Raw genomic sequence first — 25519 nt, forward strand, 5'->3', positions numbered from 1 at the left:
CATACCCATGTGCTCTTGTTGTTGGGGCGAAGGTCAGCGGGTGGCGGTATCCAGCAACAGTGGGCGGCCAGTGGCGACGGCCTTGGCGGGCTGCATATCGGCGACTGGCTCGGCGGCGACAACTGCATCGCTGCGGCGGGGCGCTGGTAGCAGGAAATAGGCGAGCGCTGGCAACAGCAGCAATGCACCGACCATGTTCCAGACGAACATAAAGGCCAGCAGCACACCCATGTCGGCCTGGAACTTGATGGGCGAGAAAATCCAGGTGCCGACGCCGATGGCCAGGGTCACGCCGGTGAGCATCACCACCTTGCCGGTGGAGACCAGCGCGCGATAATAGGCTTCGGAAAGGCTGGCGCCCTGGCGCAGGTGGCCGAGCATGATGCTCATCACATACAGCGCGTAGTCGACGCCAATGCCCACGCCCAAGGCAATCACCGGCAAGGTGGCGACCTTGACGCCGATGCCCAGCCAGACCATCAACGCCTCGCAGAGAATGGACGTAAGCATCAGCGGAATCACGGCACAGAGGGTGGCGCGCCAGGAGCGGAAGGTAATCAGACACAGCAAGATCACCGCGCCGTATACCCACAACAGCATCTCGCGATTGGCTTCCTTGACCACGATGTTGGTAGCGGCCTCGATCCCGGCGTTACCGGCAGCCAACTGGAATTTGACTTCGTCGGTGTTGTTGGCAGCGGCGAAGGCTTCAACGTGCTCCACCAGCCGGGTCAGCGTTTGCGCCTTGTGGTCGGAGAGGTAGACATAGAGCGTGAGCAAGTTGCACGACTCGTTGTACAGGCCGCGCGGCGCGCTGGCGGTGATCATGTTGAGCATCGCCTGGTTGTTCTGCAGTTCGTACCACTTCGGGCTGCCTTCGGAGAGACCTACCAGCATCCGACGATTGAGCAGCGCCAACGAGTTGGTCGAGTCCACCCCCGGCAGGCTGCGCAGTTGCCAGTCCAGCTCATCGACCTTGCGCAGGATGTCGTAGCGTGCGCAGGCGCTGTTTGGTGTACGCACCATGATCGCGAAAAGATCGCTGCTGGCCCCGTAACTGCGGGTCATGAAGGCATCGTCCAGGTTATATCGCGAGTCGGCGCGTAACTCCGGAGCCCCGGCGTCAAGATCGCCGATGGCCAGGTTCAGGCTGACCATGAAGCCGAGCACCGCCATCACCAGGCTGACTGCCACGCAGACGGCTGCCCAGGGCTTGCGGGTGAACAGGTCAAGGAAGCGCCAGAATGCATGACGCACCTGACCACCCTCCTCGGCCCGCTCGCTTCTGAGGCTCAACGCAGCGGCGCGGGGGCTGACGCCAACATAGGAGAGCAGCACCGGTAGCAGGATCAGGTTGGTGAAGATCAGCACGGCCACACCGATGCTGGCGATGATCGCCAGGTCCTGGATCACCTGGATCTGGATAAGCATCAACACGGCAAAGCCCACGGCGTCGCACAGCAGTGCGGTGAGGCCTGCGAGGAACAGTCGGCGGAAGGTGAAACGCGCAGCCACCACGCGGTGCATGCCGCGACCGATGTCCTGCATGATGCCGTTCATTTTCTGCGCGCCGTGGCTCATGCCGATGGCAAACACCAGGAACGGCACCAGCACCGAATAGGGGTCCAGTTCGTAGCCCAGTAGGGGCAACAGGCCAAGCTGCCAGACCACCGCCACCAGCGAGCAGAACACCACCAGCAAGGTGCTGCGCACACAACGCGTGTAGCCGTAGAGCACCACCGTGGTGATCAGGATGGCAACAGCGAAGAACAGCAGGATCTGCTCGAGGCCTTCGATCAGGTCACCCACTTTCTTGGCGAAACCGGTGATGTGGATATCCACGCTGTCGCTCTGGTACTTCGCCCGCAGCGTCTCCAACTGATCGGACAACACCCGGTAGTCCAGCGGCTTGCCATCGGACGTGCGCGCCATCAGCGGCACGTAGATGATGCTGGAGCGCTGGTCGAAGGCTACCAATTGACCGATCTCGTTGGACAATTGCACGTTGCGCCGCAGCTCGCCCAGCGATGATGGGCTGCCATCGTACTCATCGGGAATTACCGGGCCGCCGTCCAGGCCCTCTTCGGTCACCGAAACCCAACGGGTGGCAGGCGTCCACAGCGATTTCATGTAGGCACGGTCAACACCCGGCAACAGGTAGATCTGGTCGCTCAGCGCCTGCAGGGTACGCAGGTAATCGGCGTCGTAGATATCACCGTGGCGTTTGGCGACGGCGATACGCACAGCATTGCCGATGCCGGACAACTGCGTCTGGTTGTCCAGGTAGTTGGCGATGTAGGGGTGCCCGGTGGGGATCATCTTCTCGAAGCTGGCATTGAGCTCCAGGCGGCCCGACTGCCAGCCGAGCAGCACGGTGGCCAGCAGGCACAGCAACAGCACCCAATGGCGGTGATTGAACAGTGCGCGTTCGATTAGCGATCCAGAACGAGGATCGAAGGTACCGGGCGCGGATGACAGGGTGTGGCGAGCGGAATTCATTGACTCACTCCGAAGCGGAAACGATAGGCTGTGGCAGGCGCGAGAGCCCGGAGAACCCCGCGGCAACGAGGCTGCCATCGGCGGCCTGGACGATGCCTGAGACCGGTTTGCGCAATGATTCGGAGACCGGGGTGAAGCCCGAGGGAGCGCTTGCAAACAATCCGCCCGCTTGATTGGCCAGCAGCACGCGACCATCGTTCAGAACACTGGCATCACTGAAGGACACCGGTGTCAGTGTCGGCAACACTTCGGCGCGCTCGGCACCGGGCGGCAGGACAAACGCGTGGCCTTTTAGCCCGCCAATGAGCAGCGCACCGTCGCCGCGACTGGCCAGGGTGAAAAGCGTGCCGGCGTAGGGGCTGCTCATCTGTTCGAAGTGTTCACCGTCCAGCGCCCGCGCTAAGTAGCCCTGCTCGCCGGCCAGAACCAAGGCATTACCTTGATTACCATGGTGCGCCACGGCATACAGGTGCAAGCCCATCGGGTTGTCGATCTGGCCCATCGCTGAGTACCAGCTCGCGCCGCCGTCGTCGCTGCGCATGGCCAGGCCGTAGGCACCGACCACCAGTACATGCTTAGTGTCACTGGCTGCCAGCGCCAGGAGCGGTTTGTCGGGCCCTTCAGCGAGCAGGCGTTCGGCGGTTTGTATGCGTACTTGCGCCGCTTCATCATGTGCCTGAGTCGACAGGGCGCTTTGCGCTGCCTGCAATTCCAGCTGCGCTGCACGCAGGCCATCGAGCTGAAGTCGCCAGCTTTCGCCACCGTCGCCAGTCCCCAGTACCACACCGCCATGGCCCACGGCCCAGCCGACATTGGCATCGACAAACTGCACTGCGGTGAGCCCCACCGACACCGGCACGCTGGCTTGACGCCAATGCTCGCCGTTATCATCGGATAGCAGGATCAGTCCGCGTTCACCTACCGCCACCAGGCGCTTGCCCGCCAAGGCCAGGGCAGTGAAAACCCCGCGCTGAGGGTTGGCAACCTTGGCCGCCGGGCTCTGTAATACGTCGCCGACCACCAGCCCTTGAGCCAGGCAATATGGCGCAAAAGGCACAAGGAGGGCCAACAACAGGCCACTCAACTGACGCAGTGTGTTCATATCTACCTCGATTCTGTCGCAGGAGGGGAAGGCGCTGTGCACCCTCCCCTGTACATCGTCAGCGCACGCCCCGCCCGGCCATTGCGGCAGGTGAGAATTCAGCAGGTTTGTAACGTTCGACCGAGGCGTACTGCTGGGTTTTGCCGGTGTAAACGTTCTGGATGAACCAAGCACCGGACACCAGGTCGTAGAAGCCCGAAGACAACTGGGCCACCGCCGGCAGGTCTGGCATCACCGCAGGCAGCGACCACAGGGTCTTGGCCAACTGGCCATTGGCGTCCCAGCGGTCACCGAGCATGGCTTGCCAGGTGTCCTCGTCGAGGTAGTACCGCCCTTTGGGCAACTGGTGACGCTTGCCGGGTGCAAGTTCTGCGTCTACCACCCATACGCGATGGAGCTCCCAGCGCACTTGGTCAGGGTTCAGGTGATGTTTGTCGAACAGGTCTTCAGGCTTACCGGCAGCCTGGACCTTGTTGGTGTTGTAGGGGATGTACATCTCTTGCTTGCCCATCAACTTCCAGTTGAAGCGGTCCAGGCGCCCCTGAAATACACTCAGCTCATCGAACGACATCACGCCTGCGGTCGCCGGCGTAGGGGTGTCGCAGCAGGCGTTGGGCAGCTTGCGTACTCGTCTTTGGCCGGTCAGATAGACGTGGGCCTCAGACTTGTCGCCATTGAGGTTGGTCCGTCCCATGATTTGTTCGCCTGCCCGCAATGGCGGGCCAACGTTGAGCAGGCGGAACAGCCAATAGTCACCATCGAAGCTGGCGGCATTACCATCCTTGTAGTAATAGGGCATCTCCTGCACCGCTTTGCCGTCAGTGGTGAGCACTTGGGCGCCATCGGCGGTGATCAGGTAATGCCGGAAATCCATCGCCAGTGACGTGCCCCGCCAGTTGAGAATGTGGTTCCACATCGCCTCTGTGCCGTCTTTCGGGATCGGGAACGGAATACCGCCGTAGGCACCTTCGGGCACAAGGCCTGCACTGCTTTGCACAAGCTTGGCGTGCTTGGCGTTGTTCAGGGTGTTGTCGTACACCCATTGCGGAGCTGCAGCGCTGCGCCGGGTTGGATAAACGTCGATGCGATAGGTTTCCGGGTAACGCTTGAACATGGCTTTGGTGCCATCGCTGAGCTTGGCCGCGTACTGGTCCATGTTCTTGCTAGTGATGCTGTACAGCGGTTTGTCAGCGGCAAACGGATCGCCACGTTTGCCACCCGCTTTGAACGAGGGGTCCACCTTGGTGTAACCGCCGTCCCAGGCCGGAATGCTGCCGTCAGCGTTACCGGCGCGCTCAGCACCCAGGGGCGTCAGTTGCTTGCCCAGATCATCCGGGCCTGCGGCTTGCACGGGTTGCAAAGTGAGCGCGGCGGTGCCGAGCAGGGCCACACAAAAGTGCTTGAGTGAGAAAGGAATATTCATGCACGCGTCCCCTCAGAATGTTGTTTTGACCGAGAAGGCCAGGTAGTCCCGGTCTTTCAGTGATTGTTTGAAGGTAAACTGGCTGGCGGCGTTGAGGTTGGTGTCCTCTGGGCCGTAGTAGTGGGTGTAGGTCAGGCCGAAGGTGACTCGGTCCAGGTAGGTGGCACTCAGGCCGATGTTGAAATCGCCACCGCGGTCTGGGCCGAAGCTGCTGATCACCGCCGATTTGCCCATGGGGAAGTAGCTGACGCCCACTGGCACACTGAGGTCGATGCCAGGGAAAACCTGCCGGTACGTCGGGCTGTACACCAACTTGATGCCAACGCCGTCGTCGGTAGCGCTCGGGTCCAGCGCAGCACGGTTCTTGGTGACGCTGAGCAAGCGGTTCCAGGCGATTTCGCCGACGAGGCTTGCCTCGTTTGCGATGAACGAGGGGCCCAGCGAAGCCAGCATGTTGAGGTTCAGGTGCGCCGTGCGCCCCACGGCATAAAGCGGATGGTCGTCATTGTCGGCAACCATGCCCGGTGTAACGGTCTGGCCATTGGAAACCAGCGGCATATTCCAGCGCATGGAGGCTTCACCGGCGAAGCTGTACTCATCCACCGTGGTGGCAAAGCTTGCGCCCAGTGCACGGATTTCTTCGGGATAGACCCAGTAGTATTCGCCGATCTGGCCGGTGGCGAAGTTCGGTCCGGTAGCGCTTGGCTTCAAGTACAGCTTGGGGGATTTGTCGTGGTACTGGATGGCGTAAAGGCCGTACTCAACGGTGTCGGCGGTGTAGCGTAACTGCAGGCCACCCTGCCCCGAGCTCTTGGCTTCTTTGTCGTTGCCGTGGAAAAAGGCTGCCGGGCTGCCGGGGTTGCCGCCCAGAAATGGCGGGAACGGTGCGCCGACAATCAGTCGCTCGTTACCTTCGCCAATGGTGTCGCTGACCGAAAAATAGCTGCCAGCCCCCGGCAAACGGGTTTCTTCCCATTCGAACTGGTAGTAAGCGCCGACTGACAGCGCATCGGTCAGTTGATAGGTGGTAGACAGCTGGCTGACCGGCCGGGTGATTTCCTTGAACTGGGTGTTGGGTACCGACACCGCCTTGACCACGTCTACCGGTGCCATGCCGCCAGCGATACCGTTGGCGCCGAAGAACAGGCTTTCGCCCCAGATCAGCCCGTGGCGGCCCAGACGTACCGAGAGCGCGCGGTCGGCCAGATCACCGTTCCAGTAGACAAAGGCATCCAGTAGCTCGCCGTCGCCGCCGTGCAAGTGGCGGGTGTCGTCGGTGAATTCGTCGTAGGCAACCGAACGCTGGTTGGCCCGCGCCGGGTCATTGTTGTCGTTGTCTTTCTGGTATTGGGTATCGAACCAGCCCGCACCACTGATCCGCGCGCCGTATTCGCGGTAGCCAATGTCCAGTTCAGAGAGTACATCCAGGCGGTTGGAGATCAGGCCCTTGTCGAAGTTGCGGTCGCCATCGTCCTGGTTCAACGCCACCGAGCTGCTGCTGAGCTTGCTGCTTTGGTCCTTCAGGCGCCACGCAGAGCTGTACTTGAGCGTGTTGTCCCACCGCAGACTGAGGTCAGGGTTGTCGGTCTGCACTTCAAACGCCTGGGCACATGGAAGACCGCAGACCATGGCAGTGGCGAGCGTCAGAGTGAAAGGCGCACGCCGCGCTGCGGCGATGGAGCGAATAGCCATCGAGCGAACCCTCTTTTATTGTTTTTGTTGGCAATTTTCTTTGCCACCACGGCCGGACGGGGCGAACGGGATCGATGCGATCGACCTGCCGAGGTGAAGTCAGCTGGCGGGATAGACCAGACGACGGGAACAGGTTGACCTCAGTGCAGGGCTCTGACTAATCGCTTGTTGGGATGTGACCTATCGGCAATCGCGATACTTGGCGTCAAGTATTGAATCGAGCGGTAGCGGTGGTCCGAGGAGCAAGCATGCCCACGCAAAGGTGCGAAGGCTGCCTGGAAGCTTGATAGCGCAAGGGGGCGCCGCTAGCTGGTAGCGTTACTTCAGGAGCAGCTAGGTCGCCGAGCGGATAAAGAGCATTGCCAGCACGCTCAGGGTTTCTCTGGGTCGTAGTCGTTGACGTGGGAGACCTGGGTGTTCAAGCGTCCAAGCAAGTTGATCAAGGTATCGACTTCGGCTGACGAGAGGCCACTCAGCAAGCGACGCTCTCGTTCAAGCGCAACCTTCAAGACCCGGTTGTACAACTGCACACCGCTCTCGGTAAGGGAAACGGTGTAGCGCCTTCCGTCAGCAGGGTCTACTTGCGTACGAACTCGCCCTGCCGCTTCCAGCGCCTGTAGAGAGCGGCTAACAGCGCTTTTATCGAGACCGATCACCTGGCAGATACGATTCGCCGTAATCCCGCTTTCCACTGCCAGCATGGACAGCATCCTCCACTCCACAACGCCAATCCCGAAGTGTTTTCGATAGCACTGCGAAGCCCCTGAGGAGAGTTTGTTCGACAAAAAATTCAGCAGCGCGGGTACATAGCGGGCGAGGTCTAGCTGGGGGGCTGTGGACATCGATAGCACACCTTCAATTGGCCTTGGAAAAAATTAGTTGACACCGCAACCAATTGATCCGAGGATTTAGTCAACCGATAGCTGGGGCCAGGTCCAGCATGATATGCCGTCACAGCACCCCACAAAAATAATTATCAGGTAGTGCCATGAATACCCGTCACCTAGTCACTTCCCGCGTGCCTGGCTGCAACCCAGAGCTGCCGCCATTCGCGCCAGGCTGACCTCCTCCCGGTCGATCTTTGACCTGTGAACTTTCATTAGCCACTTGAATGTGGAGGGGGGAGTCATGTTTGAAGTCAACGTCAGCCGCAAGGCAATCGAAGCAGAAGGTGTTTGCAGCTTTGAATTGAGCCCCTTGGATGGCGGATCACTTCCGCCATTTGAAGCCGGTGCCCACATCGACGTTCATGTACCAGGCGGGTTCATTCGCCAGTACTCGCTGTGCAATGACCCACGAGAGCGTAATCGCTATCTCATCAGTGTTCTGAGGGAGCCTAGCTCCCGCGGCGGCTCCCAGGCAATGCACTGCGCTGTAGAGCAAGGCCAAACGCTGACGATCAGTGCGCCACGCAATCTGTTCCAGCTCGACCACAGCGCAAAGCGTCACCTGCTGTTTGCCGGAGGCATTGGTATTACCCCAATCCTGGCCATGGCTTATGAGCTTTCGCATCGCAGCCTGGCGTTCGAGCTTCATTACTGCTTCCGCTCCAGCGACCGTGCAGCATTCGTCAACGCACTTGCTCATGCGCCGTTCGCGGACTGCATCACTTTCCATGATGACAGCGGTGTGCAGCAGCAAAAACTGAATGCCGCCGCCATTCTCGATACGGTCGATCAAGGTTGCCATCTGTATGTGTGCGGCCCCACCGGCTTCATGAACCACATTCTGGAAACCGGCGAGGCTGCCGGCTGGCCGCAAGCGCGCATGCATCGAGAGTTCTTTGCGGGCCAGATCGGTGACCAGGGTTCAAACAGGCCTTTCGAGGTAGTGCTCGCCAGGAGCGGTAGAACCTTTGAAATTCCAGCCGACCGCAGCGTATTCGAGGTGTTGGACGACGCGGGAATTGAACTTCAAACATCCTGCGAACAAGGCGTGTGTGGAACATGCGTGACACGCGTGCTGGAGGGTATCCCCGATCACAAGGATCAATTCCTGACCGCCGATGAACACGCCAGGAATGATTGCTTCACGCCGTGCTGCTCCCGGGCAAAGTCACCTCGACTCGTAATTGACCTCTGATCTCAACCCACTACATTCACTGCAACGGAGACACCTATGACTGCCTCTCCCCTTCAGTCACTCGCCCAGGATATTGCACCGGCCAAGCCTTCCCCATTCCCGCTCAATCAATGGTATGTGGCTGCGTTGGGCTGGGAACTCAAGGATCGTCCCGTGGGCCGAACCTTGCTGAACACATCAGTCGTGATGTTCCGCACAGCGGATGGCAAGGTGGCGGCACTCGAAGACCGATGCTGTCACAGGGCACTACCGCTGTCCGATGGAACACTTGAAGCCAGCGGCCTTCGCTGCGGCTATCACGGTCTCCTGTTCAATGAAGCCGGAAAATGCATTGAGATCCCCGGTCAGGAAAAAATTCCTGGCAAAGCAAAAGTGACAGCCTTTCACGTGGTGGAAAAAGACCAGATCGTTTGGATCTGGTTTGGCAGCCCCGAACACCCAGCGCCTATCGATGAACCCCCTGCCTACGATGTTCACACTAACGGGCATTATCTTTTTGAGGGTGACGTGTATCACTACGACGCGCCCTATCAGCTCATACACGACAACTTGATGGATCTAAGCCATTTGGGCTATGTCCACCTACGCACCATTGGCGGCAACGCCAGCGTTCACATGAACGCCCAAATGACGGTTGAAAGTGACGACCATTCGGTGCGCGTTGTTCGACACATGCCTGACTCTGTCCCACCGCCGACCTATGTCGCCGCCTACCCATTCAAAGGCACTGTTGATCGCTGGCAGGAAATTGAGTTTCATATCAGCCACTTGCGTATTTGGACCGGCGCTGTAGATGCCGGAACCGAGCCCCTGGACAATCCGCAGCGGGGCGGCTTTCACATGCGCGGCTTCCACGGCGTGACCCCGGAAACCGAAACCACTAGCCATTACTTCTGGACCATCGCCACCAACCCGGAAAGCAATCACGAAGAAGTTAAAGCGAAAGTAGTTGAGCAAACGATCATGACATTTGATGAGGACAAAGTTGTTATCGAATCCCAATACAAGAACATGTGTCGATTCGGTGAACGGCAGACGATCGATATTCATGTTGACGTCGGTGCCAACAGGGCCCGCCGGATCATAGAAAAGCTTTGTCACTCCACCCCTTGAATGCCCAGTACATTTATATCGTGCTACGCGGCGAATCAGCTTGATGAGAAAAGAATGTCCGCCTTCCAGTGGTGGGTAATCGCACGCTATTTTGTAATCAACATGCTGGACGGATTCGACGTGTTGGTAATGGCCTTTACGGCTTCTTCCGTAGCCGCTGACTGGGCCTCAGTGGCCTGCGCCCTGGCTATCTGCTTAGCGCGGGTTTAGTCGGACGTTGGCGGGGGCTTGCAATCAGCCTCCAATCAACGGCCTACGCCACATCCGGAAAATGCTTGAGGTCTGCATTCATCAGAATCAGGTTGACCCCCTCCCCTGTATGGCTAGCGACGCTGTAGTTCTGCGCCGCGTACACCGCATATCGAACGTTCATCACTTTGCGCTGAACGATAACCGGTTGGTCGAAGGGAACATTTCTAAGGGCAACGTCGGCTTCACGCCTCAATAAGTCGAACAGGCGCGGCGAAGTTCGACCTTGGCCACTTCTACCCACCTGACATTTTTGTCAGTAGACGTGCAAGATGTACAGATGCCACCTTTCATGCGAACACACCAGTTCGGTGCCTTATAAAGCGTGAGGTGGTATATGTTACACAATGCCATGGGTATTGATCCTTGTGATGGCGAAAATCACGAAATATTCAACACCACCAGCAAGAAAAGCACGGGGGTAGACGCGCGCACAGGGCTATTCGAGGCGTATGTGCCATTACCCACAATTACCTGCAACATGGGCTTGGGGCCGGCAATTGACATGAGCCTTAGCTACACCCCCATGGTCAATAATCGCGCAGGCCTTGGTGATGGCTGGTCGTTTGCATTTACCACCTACAATGAAGCCAATAAACAGCTGCGGCTGCATTCTGGTGAGGCCGTAACCGTTGAGAACAACAAGGACCTTCCTGGCCCCTTGGTCATTGCCTACTGGGCTGCAGACCACAAGACCCTGACGGTCAAACGACCTGACGGGCGAGTTGAGGTTTTGAAGCGTGCAGATCGGAGCCAGATATTCATACCGGTAAGTATCAGCCAGGATGGTAAAAGCTTCGCCACCCTTGAGTGGGAGGTAAAAGAGCAAGAACTTGATGATGCACTACATTACCAAATCAGGCTGGCTAGCATAGCAGACACCGCGCCTGCAGAAAATGCTACGCCGGATGAAGCGAGAGTGCATGTGCGCCTGAAATACGCTGCCGATGATGCTGGTATTCAAACAATTGATGTAAATTTTTGGGAGGCTTTCGATACCCTTGCCTGCACTTACGCATTGACACTCAAGGACTATGCATTAACATCTGTCACTCTACCTGAAGGCCATCAATACACCTTTTCCTATGATGACCACTTGGAATGCGGCTATTTGCTGAGCGCGTTAACGACCCCAGAAGGGTTGACCGAAACGGTCATATACAAGGATAACGGCCTCAGCTTCCTGAATGACAGCAAGTTATCAAAACTCCCTTGCGTTGCAACGCACATAACTGCGCCTGCAAATGAAGCAACAAAAGTCACCAAGCAATACACCTACGAAAAAGCGGGGCTCTACACGCTCAGCACACAGCAACTCTCGGACCTGGCAGAGTATTTGAAGCACAAGCCTGACAGAGTTGAACAAGATTTTCACGATGCCCTACTCAAACATCTAGAATACCGAGCTATAGGAGCATGGTTACCAGCAGATGTTTTCAACGCATACGAAAATATCATTACGAGCTTTCAAGAGAACCCTAGAATTAAATGGTCCAGCATCCAAGAAGAAGACTACAAACTACCTGACGCAACACACACATCAGAGCTCTATTACGAACACACTTATACCGAACAAATCATGCTTCTAATCTACGCACTCAATATCGACTTAAAATTGCAACATCCCTATCACACCAAGATCGAATCCGGAAATCAAGTCGAAATGATCCTTTTTGGTGTCGATCATCAGATCCTAATGACGTCAACCCAAAATTCATCTGGCGACCCCCACACCGCAAGCACGGTTTACGTCTATGAAGACAGCTCCACTTCTACGCAAAACTTCGTCAATGGCAAGCTAAAATCTGAAACCAAGAGCGTATTCGAAAACGCACGAATCATCAAACGTAGCAGCCCACAAGACACCACAGAGTGGACGTATCTCACCAAGAGCCATACCGTTAAAAACAATGGTAACGATGGCTACACATTCATCCCAAGTCAAATAGCGACAGAAAGAACCACATACCCTGACGGCACCTCTACGACAGCACAGTTCACTTACACAACCAATGAGTCACGCCCCTCCGAACGCAAACAGTCATTCAGAAACGATGAGCAGTGGATCGTACAACGTTACCTCTATGGGGAGCGTGGACTGACACAATTGACGACCCTGCACTCAACAGGATATGAGTCCCTTAAAACGATCACCCATAGCCTGTCTGGTTTTGCCCTTACGACAACGACTGCTGAGCACTTCGGGACGATTGAGCAAAAAACCTCTCAGACCTACAATGTCCTCAACGGCCGGCTTATCAGTGAAACCGACGCCGACGGTAACTGCTCGACATTTGACTATGATGCCTATGGGCGACTGACCAAGCGCACCACGTGCGCCAAGAGTAAAGAATTCAGTGAAACCACGCTTTATCAGTACCCTTCGGCCTCTCGTGTGGAGGTTATTGAACCCAACGGTGTCCGTCGAGCTTATGATTACGATGGGCGGGGCAATGTTGTCAAAGAGCATCTAGCAGTGCCTGTCTCGAACAACCAAACTGCGTCTTGGAAGTTGGTGAAGGCCGCAGAGTTCGATAACTGTGGACGCCCAAGCGCCACCCTGCACTACGATTACTTGCCAGGTGTAAATGGAGTAAAAATCGTCACGCAACGTTGTGACTATGAGTATGACAGTTGGGGTAACGCAGCAGTCCAGCGCCTCTCCACGGGTGAGGTGGCCGTCAACAGCTATGACCCTGTGCAGCACATGCGCGTTGAACGGCAAGGCGCACTCGACGACCTCCACGGAAAATTCACTTATTACAATGCCGACGATACCGTAAAAAAAATAGAATGGAGAGACGCTACGGGAACACTTCGAAAAATCGAAGGCTTCACCTACTGCGGGGCTGGCTCAGTCCATCGGCATGTGGAATTGGACGTCGAAGTATGTCGTACGGCGATCTATAACTACGACGCTGTCGGCCGCCATCGCATGATAACACATCGCATATTTGAAAAACCAATCTTCAATGAGAGCACGCTCAACAGCATTCTCTCAGGCCGTACGTCTTCATCCAGCCGCACACACAAAACAAATTACAGTTACATGTATCCTGATGACTTGCTTGCAACGAAGCCTACCCATGTATATCTAAACAATTATAAACTCGGCGGCCGCACATTTGATGAGGCGGGACGATTGACAACCATCACACGCAACGGGTACACGGAAACGTTTTCCTATCAAGACTCTAGTTTGGTACCCAGCTCGAAAGTCACTGCCGACGGCAAAACACTCACCTACACCTATGTCAAGGAACTCGGTAATCGAGTCGCCAGCATCAAGGAAACTAGCACTTCGCTCGCACAACAATTTACCTATGCAACGGCCTGTAAGCCTATCTCATGCGCCGTCGAAGAAAACCAGCATATTCGGTTCACCCATGACCCATACGGTGGCGTAACTCGGCTTGAAGCACAATTCAAGTCCTCCGTAACACCTAAATCGGCTAAGCATGAAACGCCCGAAACCAAAAATACCACCGTTTATCAACGTTCGCTGGCAGGGCGCCTGCTTTCTGAGGACGATGCCAGTGGTGGTACAACCGTTTTCGACTACGATGACCATGGCAGGCGATCCACGGCCAAGCACCAACACGCCGGTGGCTCCGAACTAAGTGAGTTGCATTTTAGTTATAACACTTCGGGCCAGTTGGCTAATGAAACGCTAAGCGTGAGTAAAGGCACACGCACAAAGACCACACTTGGGGTCAGCCACCCATTGAGTACCCACTATGAGTACGACACTGAAGGCCGCGAAATCGAACGCACGTTCAACACACACAAGGGGGAACTGAAAATTACCCGGAGCTATGACACCCGTGGACGCTTGGCAAAGACGCAATTGACTCAAGATGGCAAGGTGCTGGGTGAGCGCACATTGAGCTACAATGCACAAGGTAAACTCGCCAGCTGCAGCACTTCCGGTGTATGGCAACCAACGGCGAACGGCAAAGCCATTGAACGACAACAGTTCACCTATGATGATCTGGGTAACATCCAGCTCTGCACGACGCAATTCGCCTCCTCACCGCTAGCTACCTCTACCTATTCCTACAACCAGACACGACTCATCGAAGTGAAGCACAGCGAGGAATCCTTGGGTGCTAGCGGACCGCTTTTGTATGACAGCGCTGGCCGTGTGATTAAAGACCACACCGGTAAAACCTATGAGTATGATGTGTTAGGACGGAGGGTTAAAGCTGGCAGCAAACGCTACTCCTACGACCCCCTAAACCGGCTGATGACATCGGGTGACGGCCAGGATCATAACCAGATTATCTATGATGACTTGACCGTACGCGGGGAGTATGCAGTCAACTCCAGCGCTATGCGCCATTGTTGCCTGGAAGGTGCTGGCAGCTCTGTTATTTGTATTGTCAAAGCTGGAGTAAAACGGTTTCTGATCCAACTCAAGGATTTCAACGGGACAGTGCTGATTACTTATGACCTGACTGCCGAGACATTGGTCCATCACGCCTACACCGCTTACGGCAAACACAGTTCGCTGGAGAGCGAAGCACTGACAGGTTTCAACGGCGAGTACCGCGATGCCGATAATGATCAATACCCACTGGGCAACGGGTACCGCTGGTACGCACCGGGAACAATGTGCTTTTATAGCCAGGACAGTCTAAGCCCGTTTGGCGAAGGTGGTGTGCATGCGTATGGGTACTGCGACGGTGACCCGGTCAATCGTCAAGATCCTTCAGGCCACTTTTGGTTTGGGCTAATCATTACCGCTGCTAGCTTGTTTACGTCTTATCTGTTCTCCGAAGAGGCCCATAAAGGCCTTGCCGAGGTGGTGGGTGAAAAAGCGGCGAACATTATTTCCACTGTCTTCTGGGCGGGACTTGGGGTTGCTACCGCAATCGCTACGGGTGGCCTGAGCATTTATCTAACGGTAGCAGTCATCGGGCTATCAGTAGTTGCATTTGCAACGGCCGTGGCGTCCGTAGCAATTGAAGACACGGACCCCAACACCGCCGAGATACTGGGCTGGGTCAGTTTCGCCACAACAATTGCTGCAGGGGGCGCGACTGGGCTGAGAAAATCGGGGATGTTCGCAATGAAAGCCCTGCGCAAGCTGTCAACGAAGCTGGGCAATCGCTCTGGTAAGTGTCTGCAGCATCTGTTGGACAAGGCTGGAGGCGCGGCAAGCAAATATAGACCTACAGTGACCCCACAGGTAAGAAGTGAAATACCCATGCGGGAAATCGGTCAACGCCGCGGGTCCTTTGCAGCTATGGATAATCTGATAGACGATCTAAACGCGCCTCTTCATCAACCTCAACCGTCTTGGAAAGCACTGGGACAGATATTTGACAGCGGTGACGCGAATACCCTCATCTGTACCGTTACAGGTGTGCTGGGCCTGACCAACACCTTCAACGACTCAGCCGATACAATCAACGGCCAAGTGAATAACGATACTTGGCTGCCTTGGGGTAACTGGGATGGGTTTGCCAAGCGTTATCCGGTGGGCCGTATGTTCAGGACTCATTAATGGGGGAAAAAACGCTGGGCGCTGTTGGACGTGTTGTATTCAAGTCCAACAGCGCCCAAGCTGTAGCATTCAAAATGCCCAGGTTGTTGGATAAATTTATGACAGCCTGCGGTGTTTGAACAGTACCGAGTTGCATTTTGGCAAACGAAGGTGGGTTGACCCGCGAAGAATGCGAGGCGGTGTTCACTGGTAAGCCCGCACTTACCGAGCTCTAAGTGCCGTTGTCCTTAATCACGCAGCACTCATTTCTGTCCGCTATTCCCCCCTGAAATAAACGTTTTCGTATGAAACCCGCGTGTACAACAATGTACGTCGGCCCGCAGCTGTTCGCGCGCTAAATACGAAATGTTGAACCGACCTCTTTGCGGGCAATCCCGCCTCCGGCTCCCGAACAGCTCCCCTCTAGCATTCGTTTGTCCTGAGCAATGCCCTGATATTCAGCATTAGCGCCTCAAGTGAAAAAGGCTTGGTCAGCACCGCAGTGCAAGGCTCAAACTGGACGCTGTCGAGCACATGTGGCTGCGCATAACCCGTCATGAACAAAATTGGCAATCCAGGCCTGGCTCTACGCCCCTCATTTGCCATCTGCCTACCGTCGATACCACCCGGCAGGCCTATGTCTGTCACGAGCAAGTCGATGTGAGTGTCTGAACAAAGTAACTGAAGGCCAGCGAGGCTGTCGGCTGCTTCGACAACCCGGTACCCGCAGTTACCTAGCATTTCGCTCACAAACATGCGCACCGATGGCTCGTCATCGACGACCAACACCGTTTCACCTGATGCAGATAATGTCGTCTCATCCAGTGGCTCCATACGCTCCGACGCTGTGACTGGGGCCGTTTGGCTAGGCAACTGAAGATAAACACGGGTGCCGTGACCCTCAACTGACTCGATCCTGACCTGGCCTCCTGATTGTTTGGCAAAGCCATAGATCATCGACAAGCCAAGCCCGGTCCCGGCCCCGACAGGTTTTGTGGTGAAGAACGGCTCGAATGCGCGGGAAAGCGTCTGGGCGCTCATGCCAATTCCGTTGTCAGCGACACAAATCGTCAAATACTTTCCGGGAGACAGCTCAGGATCCAGTTCTGGTCCTTGCACCAACTCTTGGTTGGACGTAGTAATGGAAATGCAGCCGCAGCTGGCTAATGCGTCGCGGGCGTTGATACACAGGTTCAATAGCGAGTTCTCTACCTGGGCCGGGTCGACCAGGCAGATACTCGATTTTGCGTTCAGTTCTACCTTCAATGTGATCGAGGGGCCTACTGTGCGGCTGATCAGCTCTTGCATATCGCTGATCAGGCTGTTCACGTCGATATGAAGAGGCATCAGTGTTTGGCGACGAGAGAATGCCAGGAGTCGATGCGTCAGCGATGCCGCTCTCTGGGCGGCGCCTTGGGCCACTGCAAGATAACGTTCAACATCGGCGATACGCCGTTGCTTCAAACGGCGCTTGATCAGATCCAGGCTCCCTGTGATCCCCGCCAATAGATTGTTGAAATCGTGAGCGATCCCTCCTGTCAGCTGGCCAACCGCTTCCATCTTTTGAGATTGGCGAAGCGCCGCTTGAACCGCTTCCCGCTCGGCCAGAGCCTCCTCGATCCGTGCTTCCAGGGTGCGATTGAGTTCCACAAGCTGCGACTCGGCATTCTTGCGCGCAGTCACGTCAATGGACGAGCCGATCAGCCCAATGACCTCCCCTGCATCGTCGCAAAGCGGCGCTTTGACTGATAACCAGTAGGTCACTGTACCGTCCGGCATATCGACCCGCTCTTCGATCTGCACGGCTTTGCCTCCCTGCATCACGCGCTGGTCGGTTTCCATGATCTGACGCGCCTGGGCTTTGTCCTCAAGAAACTCCAGATCGGTTTTGCCCAAGTAAAACTCTGGCGGTTTGCCGATCAGTTGCGTGGCGCCATGGTTCGCTACAAGTAGCCTGCCTTCCAGATCCTTGGCGTAGACAACACCGGGCACGGCGGCAGTGAATGTGCGCAGCAATGCCGACATCCTGTCACGCTCAGCCTCAGCTGTGCGCCGCGACTCAATATCCATGAGAACCCCGGGAAACCTGATCGCCCGCCCCTGCTCATCGAGCTCCGCGCGGCCATTGGCTTCGATCCAGCGGTAGCTACCGTCGTGCTGTCGAACGCGGTAGTCACACCGGTAGGCACCGCCGCGACGCATGGCTTCCTGTATGTCGGTCGAGACGCGATCACGGTCGTTGGGGTGAATAGACGAAAACGCTTCCTCGATAGGAATGCCGGCCATGCACTTGTGCGCAGGCAGTCCAAAGGATCTGGAAAAGCGCTCGTCAGCGGTCACACGGTTAGCCGGGATATCCCACACCCAGGTACCGACGATTGCGCCTGCATCGAGAGCCAACTGCAAACGCTCTGATGCATCCGTTGCAAACGCATGGCCTTGATTGTGTGATGCCGCAACATCCGTCCCATGCATAGTGCCAGGGGGTTGGCGCTCCATAACGTCCTCTTGTCGATACCTTGGGCCATTAGCCCATGGATAACATTGCCTAACTCGATGCCACCGTCGCCATTCTATCTACGCTGATGCACAGCAAAGCATACTGCCTTCAAAGAATCAGCGACGACTACTCTCGACGCGCCTATCGCGTATTGTCTACCATCTGGAGCCTTAACGTTTCAGCGTGTCTTGCGATAGCGTCCATTGGCTTTGCGGGCATGTTCACCGTCTTCAGCTACTTGGCGCCAACGATGCTCGAGGTGACCAAAGTTTCTCCCGAGTGGATTCCATTCGGCTTGGCGGCGTTCGGTGTCGGCGGCATCATTGGCAACATCGCAGGCGGCAAGCTATTTGACCGATTCCAGTTTCGCGCGGTGGGATACGGAGCAAGCTGACGGTGCGCTGCCTGCGGGCATCACATCAAGCAGTAAAACTCGCTAACCTCTGCAACCACCTCGCCCTTGGCATCGTACAACCGCGCTTGCGGCGTCAGCGCCATCGAGCGCGCCTCGAGAACATAGCGCTGGCCCGCCTGGAAATGTGCGTAGTTGACGGTCAGGTAGCATTGGCGAACGGTGGTGCCACCCATCAGGCTGATGCCACCGCCACCGTTGACGTCGTAATCGAATCTGACCACCAGCTCATGACTACCCGGGGTCACTTGAAAAAACCGCCCATCACGCAAGCGCTGTTTATCCAAGCGCTCGGCCATCAGCACTCTGTCGTTGGGAAATGGCGTCGAGAAATCGACCCAGGCCATCTGCGGGTTGGCGACTGGCATCGGCGTCTGACAGCCAGTAACCAGCGTTATCGCTAGCACTAGCAGCAATCTGTTCATGATAAATACCTCGATGGCTCGATGTTTAACAATAGCGCCGACAAGACCGGCAGGCAGCCGTCAATACGATGTCGATGGCAATCACCTGATCGAACTACCCGATCAAGTTCCTCTCGCTGGAACGCCTGTCGCCGCCGCTTTGCAAGCGCCGCCCTCAAGAAAAAATCGCAGGATGTTGTGCGCAGAATTCGCTTGAGATGCGCGCCAGCCTTGTCCAAGGTGGCCAGCCTGATAGCCATTGCCTAAAGAAAGGCTACAGGGCGTGGACGCAGGCGCACGACGATGCCTGCGTTGGGGGGCGACAGTCTTTGCGGGCGACACCGTTTGGTGCGCTGCGCAACTGTCGCCGACTCCTCCCAAATAATAAGAGAGGACAAGGAAATGCATTCCAACAGTCTGAAGCAAAGCCTCAAACAACGGCATATCACCATGATCGCGCTGGGCGGGGTGATCGGTGCGGGGCTGTTCATGGGCTCGGGCAAACTGATTGCCTCGGCCGGGCCTGCCGCGATTCTGTCGTACTTCATCGGCGGCATAGTGGTCACCTTGGTGATGTTCATGCTGGGCGAGATGGCCTGTCGCAACCCAGATGCCGGCTCGTTCTCGACCTACGCCAACACCTACCTCGGCGAATGGGCAGGCTTTGCTGTCGGCTGGTTGTACTGGTTCAAGTCGATGTTGACCATCACCTTGGAAGCAGTGCTACTAGGCGCAATCCTGCATGATTTTCTGCCAGGGCTACCGATCTGGGCAGGCGCTTTCATCATGCTGGTGACGCTGATGGCGAGTAACGCCTACTCGGTTAGATCCTTCGCCGAGGTGGAGTACTGGCTGGCGGCAATGAAGGTGGCCACAATTGTCATCTTCATGGCGCTGGGCATCTCGATTCTGCTTGGCCTGCACAACGATATCCCCTCCCCTGGCTGGGTCAACCTGACCGCTCACGACGGCTTCATGCCCAATGGCCTGTCGCCAGTCATGGCAGGTGTGGTGGTGGTGATCTTCTCGCTGGGCGGCAGTGAAATCGCCGCCGTGGCGGCCGGTGAATCGGAAAATCCACGCAAGAACGTCATTCGCGCGATCAAGAGCGTGATCCTGCGGGTGATGCTGTTCTATGTGGGCTCCGTGTCTATCCTGATCCTGTGCCTGCCTTGGACCGACTCCGCCAACCTGGCCTCACCGTATGTCTCGTTGTTCACCCTGGCTGGCTTCAGCGGTGCCGCGGTGGCGATGAAGATCGTGTTATTCATCTCGTTCATGTCGGTGATGAACTCGTTCATGTTCTCCAACTCACGCATGCTGTTCTCGCTGAGCCAGCGTGGCCATGCGCCGAAGTTGTTCTCGCGCACTACCTCCAAAGGCGTGCCACTGAACGCGTTGTTGCTCAGCTTGAGTATCTGCTTGTTGATTCTGACCGTGCACTTCGTCAGCGGTGGTGACCTGTTCATGACCCTGGCCAAAAGCAGCGGCACGTTCGTGATGATCGTGTGGATCTTCATCATCATTGCCCACTTGGCCATGCGCTGGAAAACCCGGCAGGAGCCGGTGGACCCGAGCGCGTTCCGCGCGTGGTTCTTCCCGTACGCCAACATCGTTGCGCTGTTCGCCCTGCTGGCGGTGATCGTTACCCAGGCATTCGATCCGGCCTCGCGGTTCCAGTTCTGGTTCACCACGGTGACGTCGTTGATTGTGGTGGCGGCGTATTTCGTGATGCGCAGCCGGTTGGCGGGGAAATCGGTTGGCTATGCCGGGAGCTAATTGCTACGGCTTTGGGGGTGGCGCGTCTGGCCTCATCGTGGGGTAAGCCCGCTGCTACACACCCTGAGGCAGCGCCGGCGACGCTCGATCTGCCAAATCAGATGGAAGGAGTGCCAGCTCCGCTCAAGCGGGCTGCACTCTGGCGGGCAGGACGTTATGGTGAGGCTCTGGAGACCATCGCATCTGCATCGGAGGCAGTCATGACCACCCTCTTTCGCATCACCGTATTCCTGCTGCTGGTCGGTATGCTGCTGGGCGATATCCTGCTGGCCAGTGTTGGGCTGGTCGGGGTGTGCAGTCTCGCGGTGTACACCAGTATCCAGCAGGACAAGCAGGCCGCTGGTCCTGTGGAGTCTGAGTTTCTTGCCTAGTTGCCACGTTTGCGTGCAGCTCAGAGGCGGAACCGCTTCATCATGCTGTTCAAGCCAATCGATAGGCTGGCCAACTCCTGGCTCGCCGCACTGATCTGATCCGCGCCCTCGGAGGTCTGCGCCGCCAGATCGCGGATGTTGAGCAGATTGCGGTCCACCTCGCGGGCAACTTGAGCCTGCTCTTCAGTGGCGCTGGCCACCACCAGGTTGCGCTCATGGATGGTGGTTGCGCCGTTGGTGATTTCATCCAGCGCTTGCCCGGCTAGCTCAGCCACCTGCAGGGTATGGCCGACCTGCTGGCTGTTGCTCTGCATCGACTCGACCACTCGTGCCGTGCCACTGCGAATGGCATTGACCATCTCCTCGATCTCCAACGTCGAGCTCTGGGTGCGTGCCGCCAGCGCCCTGACCTCATCGGCCACTACGGCAAAGCCCCGTCCAGCTTCACCCGCCCGCGCCGCCTCGATTGCCGCATTGAGCGCCAGCAGGTTGGTCTGCCCGGCAATCGCGCCAATCACATCGAGCACCTTGCCTACCTGCTGCGATAACAATGCCAGGGCCTCGATCTGACGCGATGCCTCATGCACATCGTGGCTCATCTTGCTGATCGAATTGATTGCCTCGCCCACCCGCTCACGCCCGCGCCGTGCGGCATCCTCCGACTGGCGGGAGATCTCAGAGGTGCTCACCGTGTTGCGCGCCACTTCTTCCACCGCAACGCTCATTTCGGTCACAGCGGTGGCGGCTTGCTGGATCTCGTCGCTCTGTCGATTGAGGTCGCCGGAGGTCTGCTGGGTAATCGCCGACATCTGTTCGCTGGCTGCCGCCAGTTGATGCGAGGAATCGCCGATCAGCCGCAGGGCATCCGTGAGGCTGGCCTGCATCGCCGCCAGGGCATGCATCAGCAGGGTCGCCTCGTCACGGCCAGTGGTCTGTACGGCATGTGAGAGATCACCCTCGGCGATATTCTGCGCGACGCGGATGGCTTCGCGCAGTGGGCTGACGATACTGCGCGTCAGCAGCCAGGCCAGGGCAATGGTCAGCAACAGCACCAGGCCAATGACGCTGAAAGTCAGGTACAGCGCCCGCTGGTAATCGGCGCGGGCTTGAGCGGTGTGCTGCTCGGCGGCTTCGCTGCTGAACCTGACCAGGCTGTCGTACAGCTCGCCGATGCGGTTGGAGATGTCCTGCATGGCGCCGCTGAGCATGGTCTGCATCGACGCCAACTGATTGCGCTCGGACAAGTCCTTGTACTGGTCGAGCAGCACCCGGTACTGGTCGATCAGTTGCTGCATTTCGGCAAACGCCGGTTTGCCCGCTGCCGGCAACACTGCGCCGTAACCTTGTACGCCTTTGTCGAGCAGCCCCTTGAGCACTTCCAGGCGCGCCACGGTTGGCGCCAGCTGGGCAGGATCGCGGGCGATGGCCATACGCAGGGTGATGACCCGCAGGCCGAGCATGTGGCTGCGCACCTCGCCCAGGTAGCGAGTGCCGACGTTGGTCACCTGTTCGGTGTACACCACCGCTTCGCGCATGCTGGAGATCTTGTCGATGGAAAACAGCCCTAGCACCACCACCAGGGCGGCGATCAGGCTGAAGCTCAAGTAAGAGCGAGTGGCGATGGTGAGGTGGCGTAGTGACATGGCGACGCATCCGGGTGGCAGTAAAATGTACTACCCATTACGTTCGGCATTGATCGCGGAAGGTTTAGCGCTAACACGCGATCTGTGCTCGATAATCGAACGGCTTGTGCCTCCCGCTAGCGTGGCGCTGCGCAAGCGGCGCCAAATCTACCCTTAGGCAAAACCAATACCCACTATCGACCAAAGCAATTTCAACTCATTACACCCCCTCCTTAACCTTGCGTCATCGACTCGCCTTCACCAATCTCGCGCCAAGGAGCTCCCTCGATGACCATCACAGCCCGCCTGCTTTTCGCTACCTTGCTAGCCATTGGCCTTAGTGTGCTAAGCGGCTGTGCCAATCATCCCGAACTGCGCCCCTACAGCGCCGAAGAAACTCGCCAGTTGCAGCTCGAAGCCCTCGCCCGTCAGGGCCTGACGTTGGAACAATATGAGCAGCGCAGGGCGTCAATCCTACGCGCCGACCGTGCTGAAGCAGTTGCCGAGACCGTACAGGCCCGCCCCCCAATCAGCGGTTGATCGACTGGCAGTAGCGCGAAAAGTTGTACAAGGATAGATATTTGTACAATTATTCCGCGCATGATGGCTTAATAGCGCCACTGCTGCCGCCCTCCTCCTCGAATGATTACCGCCGCGCAGCATCGTACCTCGGAGCCTCTCAGATGTTCATGCGCACCCGCATCCACCAGCAACTGCTGCAAAAGTTTCAGGCTCACCAGACCGCCCTGGAAGGTGAGTTGGCCGCCCTGCGGGAATCGGTGGTGACCTTTGAACGGGAGATCGACGGCTATAAGCTACGGGCGCACAAGCAATCCAGCTACAACACCGCAATCGATCGTTCGATGGCGGTGATCGAGTTTGACCTGGATGGCGTGGTGATCAACGCCAACGCAAATTTCCTCAAGGTGATGGGCTATCGCCTGGAGCAGGTGCGCGGCAAGCATCATCAGATGTTCTGCTTGCCCAGTGAAAGCCACAGTGACGGCTATCAAGCGTTCTGGTCTGAGCTCAACCGCGGCGTATACAAAACAGGGCTGTTCCAGCGTGTCGACAGCCACGGCGTCAGCATCTGGTTACAGGCCAGCTACAACCCGCTCTACGACAGCCAAGGCAAGCTCTATGGGGTGGTCAAGTTCGCCACCAACGTGACCCCCGATGTCGTGCAGCGCCAGGCCGAATCACAAGCGGCGCTGCTGGCGTTCGAGACCTCTCGAGCGACCGATGAACATACCCAGCGCGGTGCTGCGGTGATCCAACAGACCGTGACCGTGGTGCAGAGCATTGCCGACGAGCTTGAGCAGATGGCCAGCGGGGTCAACGCCCTGAGCGCGCAATCCGAGCAGATCGGCAGCATTGTCGATGCGATTGGCAGCATCGCCGAGCAGACCAACCTGCTGGCCCTCAACGCCGCCATCGAAGCCGCCCGTGCGGGCGCGCAAGGGCGGGGTTTTGCCGTGGTCGCTGACGAAGTGCGCAACCTGGCCCAACGCACCAGCAAGGCAACCGTCGCTATTAGTGAGGTGGTCGGGAAAAACCGCCAACTGGCTCAGCAGGCGGTTGCCAGCATGCACTCCAGCACCCTGAAAACCGAGCAAGGCGTTGCCTTGGCGAACCAGGCAGGCGCGGTGATTGGCGACATCCATCAAGGCGCCCAGCAAGTGGTGCAGGTGATTGGCCAGTTTGCCCAGCGCCTGGAGCAGCGCAACAACGGCTGAGTCCTGGGCGGCTGGGCTCGCAGGTCAAGGCGCTTTGCGCAGCGCCGGAGCGATCACCCGACCATCGGCGCAAATCTGTACTCCTTGCTGATTTTTAGCAGGGTTTGCACGAGCACAACTGAATGCGGTTCCGCACAGTGCAACCCCATTAAATTGTTCAGGACGCGCGTGCTGCCTGGGCCGTCTTGCCAACAGTGCGGATGTGCGTGCCATACAAGGTCAGCCCGGTGAAGGCCAAGCCACCGACCAGGTTACCCAGCACGGTGGGGATCTCGTTCCACACCAGGTAATCCATGACCGAGAAGCCGCCGCCCATGATCATCGCCGACGGGAACAGGAACATGTTCACCACCGAATGCTCGAAACCCATGTAGAAGAACAGCATGATCGGCATCCACATGGCGATCACCTTGCCGCTCACTGAGGTGGAAATCATCGCCCCGACCACCCCCATCGACACCATCCAGTTGCACAGCACCCCGCGCAGGAAAATCGTCAGCCAGCCGGCGAGTCCGTATTGCTCATAGCCCAAGGTCCTCGCCTCGCCGATGCTGGCGATCTTTTCCCCCACGGCGCCTGGGGAGGCGTTGAAGCCATAGGTGAAGACAAAGGCCATCATCAACGCGACGGTCAAGGCGCCGGCAAAGTTGCCGACAAACACCAGCCCCCAGTTGCGCAGAATGCCCTGCACCGTAACCCCGGGGCGTTTATCCAGCAGCGCCAGGGGCGTGAGCATGAACACTCCGGTAAGCAGGTCGAAGCCCATCAGGTACAGCATCGAAAAGCCGACCGGGAACAGCACCGCGCCAAGCAAGGCCGAACCGGTCTGTACCGCGATGGTGACGGCGAACACCGCCGCCAGCGCCAGAATGGCGCCAGCCATGTAGCTGCGGATCAGTGTGTCGCGGGTCGACATGTGGATCTTCGAGGCGCCGGCATCGAGCATCTTGGTGACGAACTCAGCGGGTAGTAGATAGGACATTGCAGTTTCCCTCGGCACAAAGCGGTCAAGGACGCCCCATCACTGAGGCGCCAGAATGGCAGATC

General features: G+C 57.4%; 15 protein-coding genes and 5 pseudogenes. 10 read left to right on the forward strand and 10 right to left on the reverse strand.

Annotated elements, in window-relative coordinates:
* Positions 1 to 33: 33 nt before the first annotated feature.
* From OIU19_RS01750 to OIU19_RS01770, 5 genes are all read right to left on the reverse strand, one after another.
* Positions 34 to 2499 carry an RND family transporter gene (locus OIU19_RS01750; RefSeq protein ID WP_264232943.1) on the reverse strand — a complete coding sequence of 822 codons (2466 nt, stop codon included), beginning with the start codon at positions 2497 to 2499 and terminating at the stop codon, positions 34 to 36.
* A 4-nt stretch (positions 2500 to 2503) separates the two neighbouring features.
* Entirely contained in the window at positions 2504 to 3601 is a 1098-nt protein-coding gene (locus OIU19_RS01755) for a BNR domain-containing protein (RefSeq protein ID WP_264232945.1), read from the reverse strand.
* Positions 3602 to 3659: 58 nt separating this feature from the next.
* Positions 3660 to 5024, reverse strand: coding sequence for a DUF1329 domain-containing protein (locus OIU19_RS01760; RefSeq protein ID WP_264232947.1), 1365 nt, complete (start codon positions 5022 to 5024; stop codon positions 3660 to 3662).
* A gap of 12 nt (positions 5025 to 5036) precedes the next feature.
* The gene (locus OIU19_RS01765; RefSeq protein WP_264232949.1) at positions 5037 to 6716 is read right to left on the reverse strand and encodes a DUF1302 domain-containing protein; all 1680 of its coding nucleotides are present in this window, start codon (positions 6714 to 6716) and stop codon (positions 5037 to 5039) included.
* A 371-nt stretch (positions 6717 to 7087) separates the two neighbouring features.
* Entirely contained in the window at positions 7088 to 7558 is a 471-nt protein-coding gene (locus tag OIU19_RS01770; protein WP_264232951.1) for a MarR family winged helix-turn-helix transcriptional regulator, read from the reverse strand.
* 286 nt (positions 7559 to 7844) lie between these two features.
* On the opposite strand from OIU19_RS01770, the gene OIU19_RS01775 reads away from it, so the two are divergent.
* The 4 genes and pseudogenes from OIU19_RS01775 (at position 7845) to OIU19_RS01790 (ending at position 15669) form a co-directional block, all read left to right on the forward strand.
* A complete protein-coding gene (locus OIU19_RS01775) occupies positions 7845 to 8798 on the forward strand; it encodes a PDR/VanB family oxidoreductase (protein ID WP_264232953.1) in 954 nt (317 codons plus the stop codon).
* Positions 8799 to 8834: 36 nt separating this feature from the next.
* A complete protein-coding gene (locus OIU19_RS01780; protein WP_264232955.1) occupies positions 8835 to 9911 on the forward strand; it encodes an aromatic ring-hydroxylating dioxygenase subunit alpha in 1077 nt (358 codons plus the stop codon).
* Positions 9912 to 10138 (forward strand): annotated as a pseudogene (locus OIU19_RS01785) (hypothetical protein); the annotation flags it as partial.
* 359 nt (positions 10139 to 10497) lie between these two features.
* Entirely contained in the window at positions 10498 to 15669 is a 5172-nt protein-coding gene (locus OIU19_RS01790) for an RHS repeat-associated core domain-containing protein (RefSeq protein WP_264232957.1), read from the forward strand.
* A 402-nt stretch (positions 15670 to 16071) separates the two neighbouring features.
* Here OIU19_RS01790 and OIU19_RS01795 read toward each other — a convergent pair whose 3' ends face one another.
* Positions 16072 to 18123: a PAS domain-containing sensor histidine kinase gene (locus OIU19_RS01795; protein ID WP_264233078.1), complete on the reverse strand. Its 2052-nt coding sequence runs from the start codon at positions 18121 to 18123 to the stop codon at positions 16072 to 16074.
* Positions 18124 to 18335: 212 nt separating this feature from the next.
* Here OIU19_RS01795 and OIU19_RS01800 point away from each other — a divergent pair.
* Positions 18336 to 18527: pseudogene (locus OIU19_RS01800) on the forward strand (MFS transporter); the annotation flags it as partial.
* A 35-nt stretch (positions 18528 to 18562) separates the two neighbouring features.
* On the opposite strand, the gene OIU19_RS01805 reads toward OIU19_RS01800, so the two are convergent.
* A complete protein-coding gene (locus OIU19_RS01805) occupies positions 18563 to 18985 on the reverse strand; it encodes a hypothetical protein (RefSeq protein WP_264232959.1) in 423 nt (140 codons plus the stop codon).
* A gap of 381 nt (positions 18986 to 19366) precedes the next feature.
* On the opposite strand from OIU19_RS01805, the gene OIU19_RS01810 reads away from it, so the two are divergent.
* The gene (locus OIU19_RS01810; protein ID WP_264232962.1) at positions 19367 to 20743 is read left to right on the forward strand and encodes an amino acid permease; all 1377 of its coding nucleotides are present in this window, start codon (positions 19367 to 19369) and stop codon (positions 20741 to 20743) included.
* Between the two features lie 200 nt (positions 20744 to 20943).
* Positions 20944 to 21114: a hypothetical protein gene (locus OIU19_RS01815; RefSeq protein ID WP_264232964.1), complete on the forward strand. Its 171-nt coding sequence runs from the start codon at positions 20944 to 20946 to the stop codon at positions 21112 to 21114.
* A gap of 20 nt (positions 21115 to 21134) precedes the next feature.
* Here the strand turns inward: OIU19_RS01815 and OIU19_RS01820 are convergent, their stop codons facing one another.
* Together OIU19_RS01820 and OIU19_RS01825 are read right to left on the reverse strand one after the other, a co-directional pair.
* Positions 21135 to 22016, reverse strand: a complete 882-nt coding sequence (locus OIU19_RS01820) for a methyl-accepting chemotaxis protein (RefSeq protein ID WP_372353282.1) — start codon at positions 22014 to 22016, stop codon at positions 21135 to 21137.
* A pseudogene (locus OIU19_RS01825) lies at positions 21993 to 22757 on the reverse strand (HAMP domain-containing protein); the annotation flags it as partial. The pseudogene OIU19_RS01825 and the gene OIU19_RS01820, both read right to left, overlap by 24 nt.
* Positions 22758 to 23024: 267 nt before the next feature.
* Between OIU19_RS01825 and OIU19_RS01830 the strand changes: the two are divergent.
* The 3 genes and pseudogenes from OIU19_RS01830 to OIU19_RS01840 all read left to right on the forward strand — a co-directional run.
* Positions 23025 to 23276 carry a hypothetical protein gene (locus OIU19_RS01830; RefSeq protein ID WP_264232968.1) on the forward strand — a complete coding sequence of 84 codons (252 nt, stop codon included), beginning with the start codon at positions 23025 to 23027 and terminating at the stop codon, positions 23274 to 23276.
* Between the two features lie 149 nt (positions 23277 to 23425).
* Positions 23426 to 23905 (forward strand): annotated as a pseudogene (locus OIU19_RS01835) (PAS domain S-box protein); the annotation flags it as partial.
* Between the two features lie 123 nt (positions 23906 to 24028).
* A pseudogene (locus OIU19_RS01840) lies at positions 24029 to 24472 on the forward strand (methyl-accepting chemotaxis protein); the annotation flags it as partial.
* Between the two features lie 157 nt (positions 24473 to 24629).
* Here OIU19_RS01840 and OIU19_RS01845 read toward each other — a convergent pair.
* Entirely contained in the window at positions 24630 to 25454 is an 825-nt protein-coding gene (locus OIU19_RS01845; RefSeq protein ID WP_264232970.1) for a formate/nitrite transporter family protein, read from the reverse strand.
* Between the last annotated feature and the right edge of the window lie 65 nt (positions 25455 to 25519).

The sequence above is a fragment of the Pseudomonas sp. BT-42-2 genome (genome assembly GCF_025847435.2).
In the GTDB taxonomy this organism is placed as follows: Bacteria; Pseudomonadota; Gammaproteobacteria; order Pseudomonadales; family Pseudomonadaceae; genus Aquipseudomonas; species Aquipseudomonas urmiensis.

What these genes read in the sequence shown, in the direction of transcription:
- OIU19_RS01750 (WP_264232943.1), bottom strand. Translation starts at nt 2,499, where the DNA reads ATGAATTCCGCTCGCCACACCCTGTCATCCGCGCCCGGTACCTTCGAT.
- OIU19_RS01755 (WP_264232945.1), bottom strand. Translation starts at nt 3,601, where the DNA reads ATGAACACACTGCGTCAGTTGAGTGGCCTGTTGTTGGCCCTCCTTGTG.
- OIU19_RS01760 (WP_264232947.1), bottom strand. Translation starts at nt 5,024, where the DNA reads ATGAATATTCCTTTCTCACTCAAGCACTTTTGTGTGGCCCTGCTCGGC.
- OIU19_RS01765 (WP_264232949.1), bottom strand. Translation starts at nt 6,716, where the DNA reads ATGGCTATTCGCTCCATCGCCGCAGCGCGGCGTGCGCCTTTCACTCTG.
- OIU19_RS01770 (WP_264232951.1), bottom strand. Translation starts at nt 7,558, where the DNA reads ATGTCCACAGCCCCCCAGCTAGACCTCGCCCGCTATGTACCCGCGCTG.
- OIU19_RS01775 (WP_264232953.1), top strand. Translation starts at nt 7,845, where the DNA reads ATGTTTGAAGTCAACGTCAGCCGCAAGGCAATCGAAGCAGAAGGTGTT.
- OIU19_RS01780 (WP_264232955.1), top strand. Translation starts at nt 8,835, where the DNA reads ATGACTGCCTCTCCCCTTCAGTCACTCGCCCAGGATATTGCACCGGCC.
- OIU19_RS01790 (WP_264232957.1), top strand. Translation starts at nt 10,498, where the DNA reads ATGTTACACAATGCCATGGGTATTGATCCTTGTGATGGCGAAAATCAC.
- OIU19_RS01795 (WP_264233078.1), bottom strand. Translation starts at nt 18,123, where the DNA reads ATGCATGGGACGGATGTTGCGGCATCACACAATCAAGGCCATGCGTTT.
- OIU19_RS01805 (WP_264232959.1), bottom strand. Translation starts at nt 18,985, where the DNA reads ATGAACAGATTGCTGCTAGTGCTAGCGATAACGCTGGTTACTGGCTGT.
- OIU19_RS01810 (WP_264232962.1), top strand. Translation starts at nt 19,367, where the DNA reads ATGCATTCCAACAGTCTGAAGCAAAGCCTCAAACAACGGCATATCACC.
- OIU19_RS01815 (WP_264232964.1), top strand. Translation starts at nt 20,944, where the DNA reads ATGACCACCCTCTTTCGCATCACCGTATTCCTGCTGCTGGTCGGTATG.
- OIU19_RS01820 (WP_372353282.1), bottom strand. Translation starts at nt 22,016, where the DNA reads ATGCATGCCCTGGCGGCGATGCAGGCCAGCCTCACGGATGCCCTGCGG.
- OIU19_RS01830 (WP_264232968.1), top strand. Translation starts at nt 23,025, where the DNA reads ATGACCATCACAGCCCGCCTGCTTTTCGCTACCTTGCTAGCCATTGGC.
- OIU19_RS01845 (WP_264232970.1), bottom strand. Translation starts at nt 25,454, where the DNA reads ATGTCCTATCTACTACCCGCTGAGTTCGTCACCAAGATGCTCGATGCC.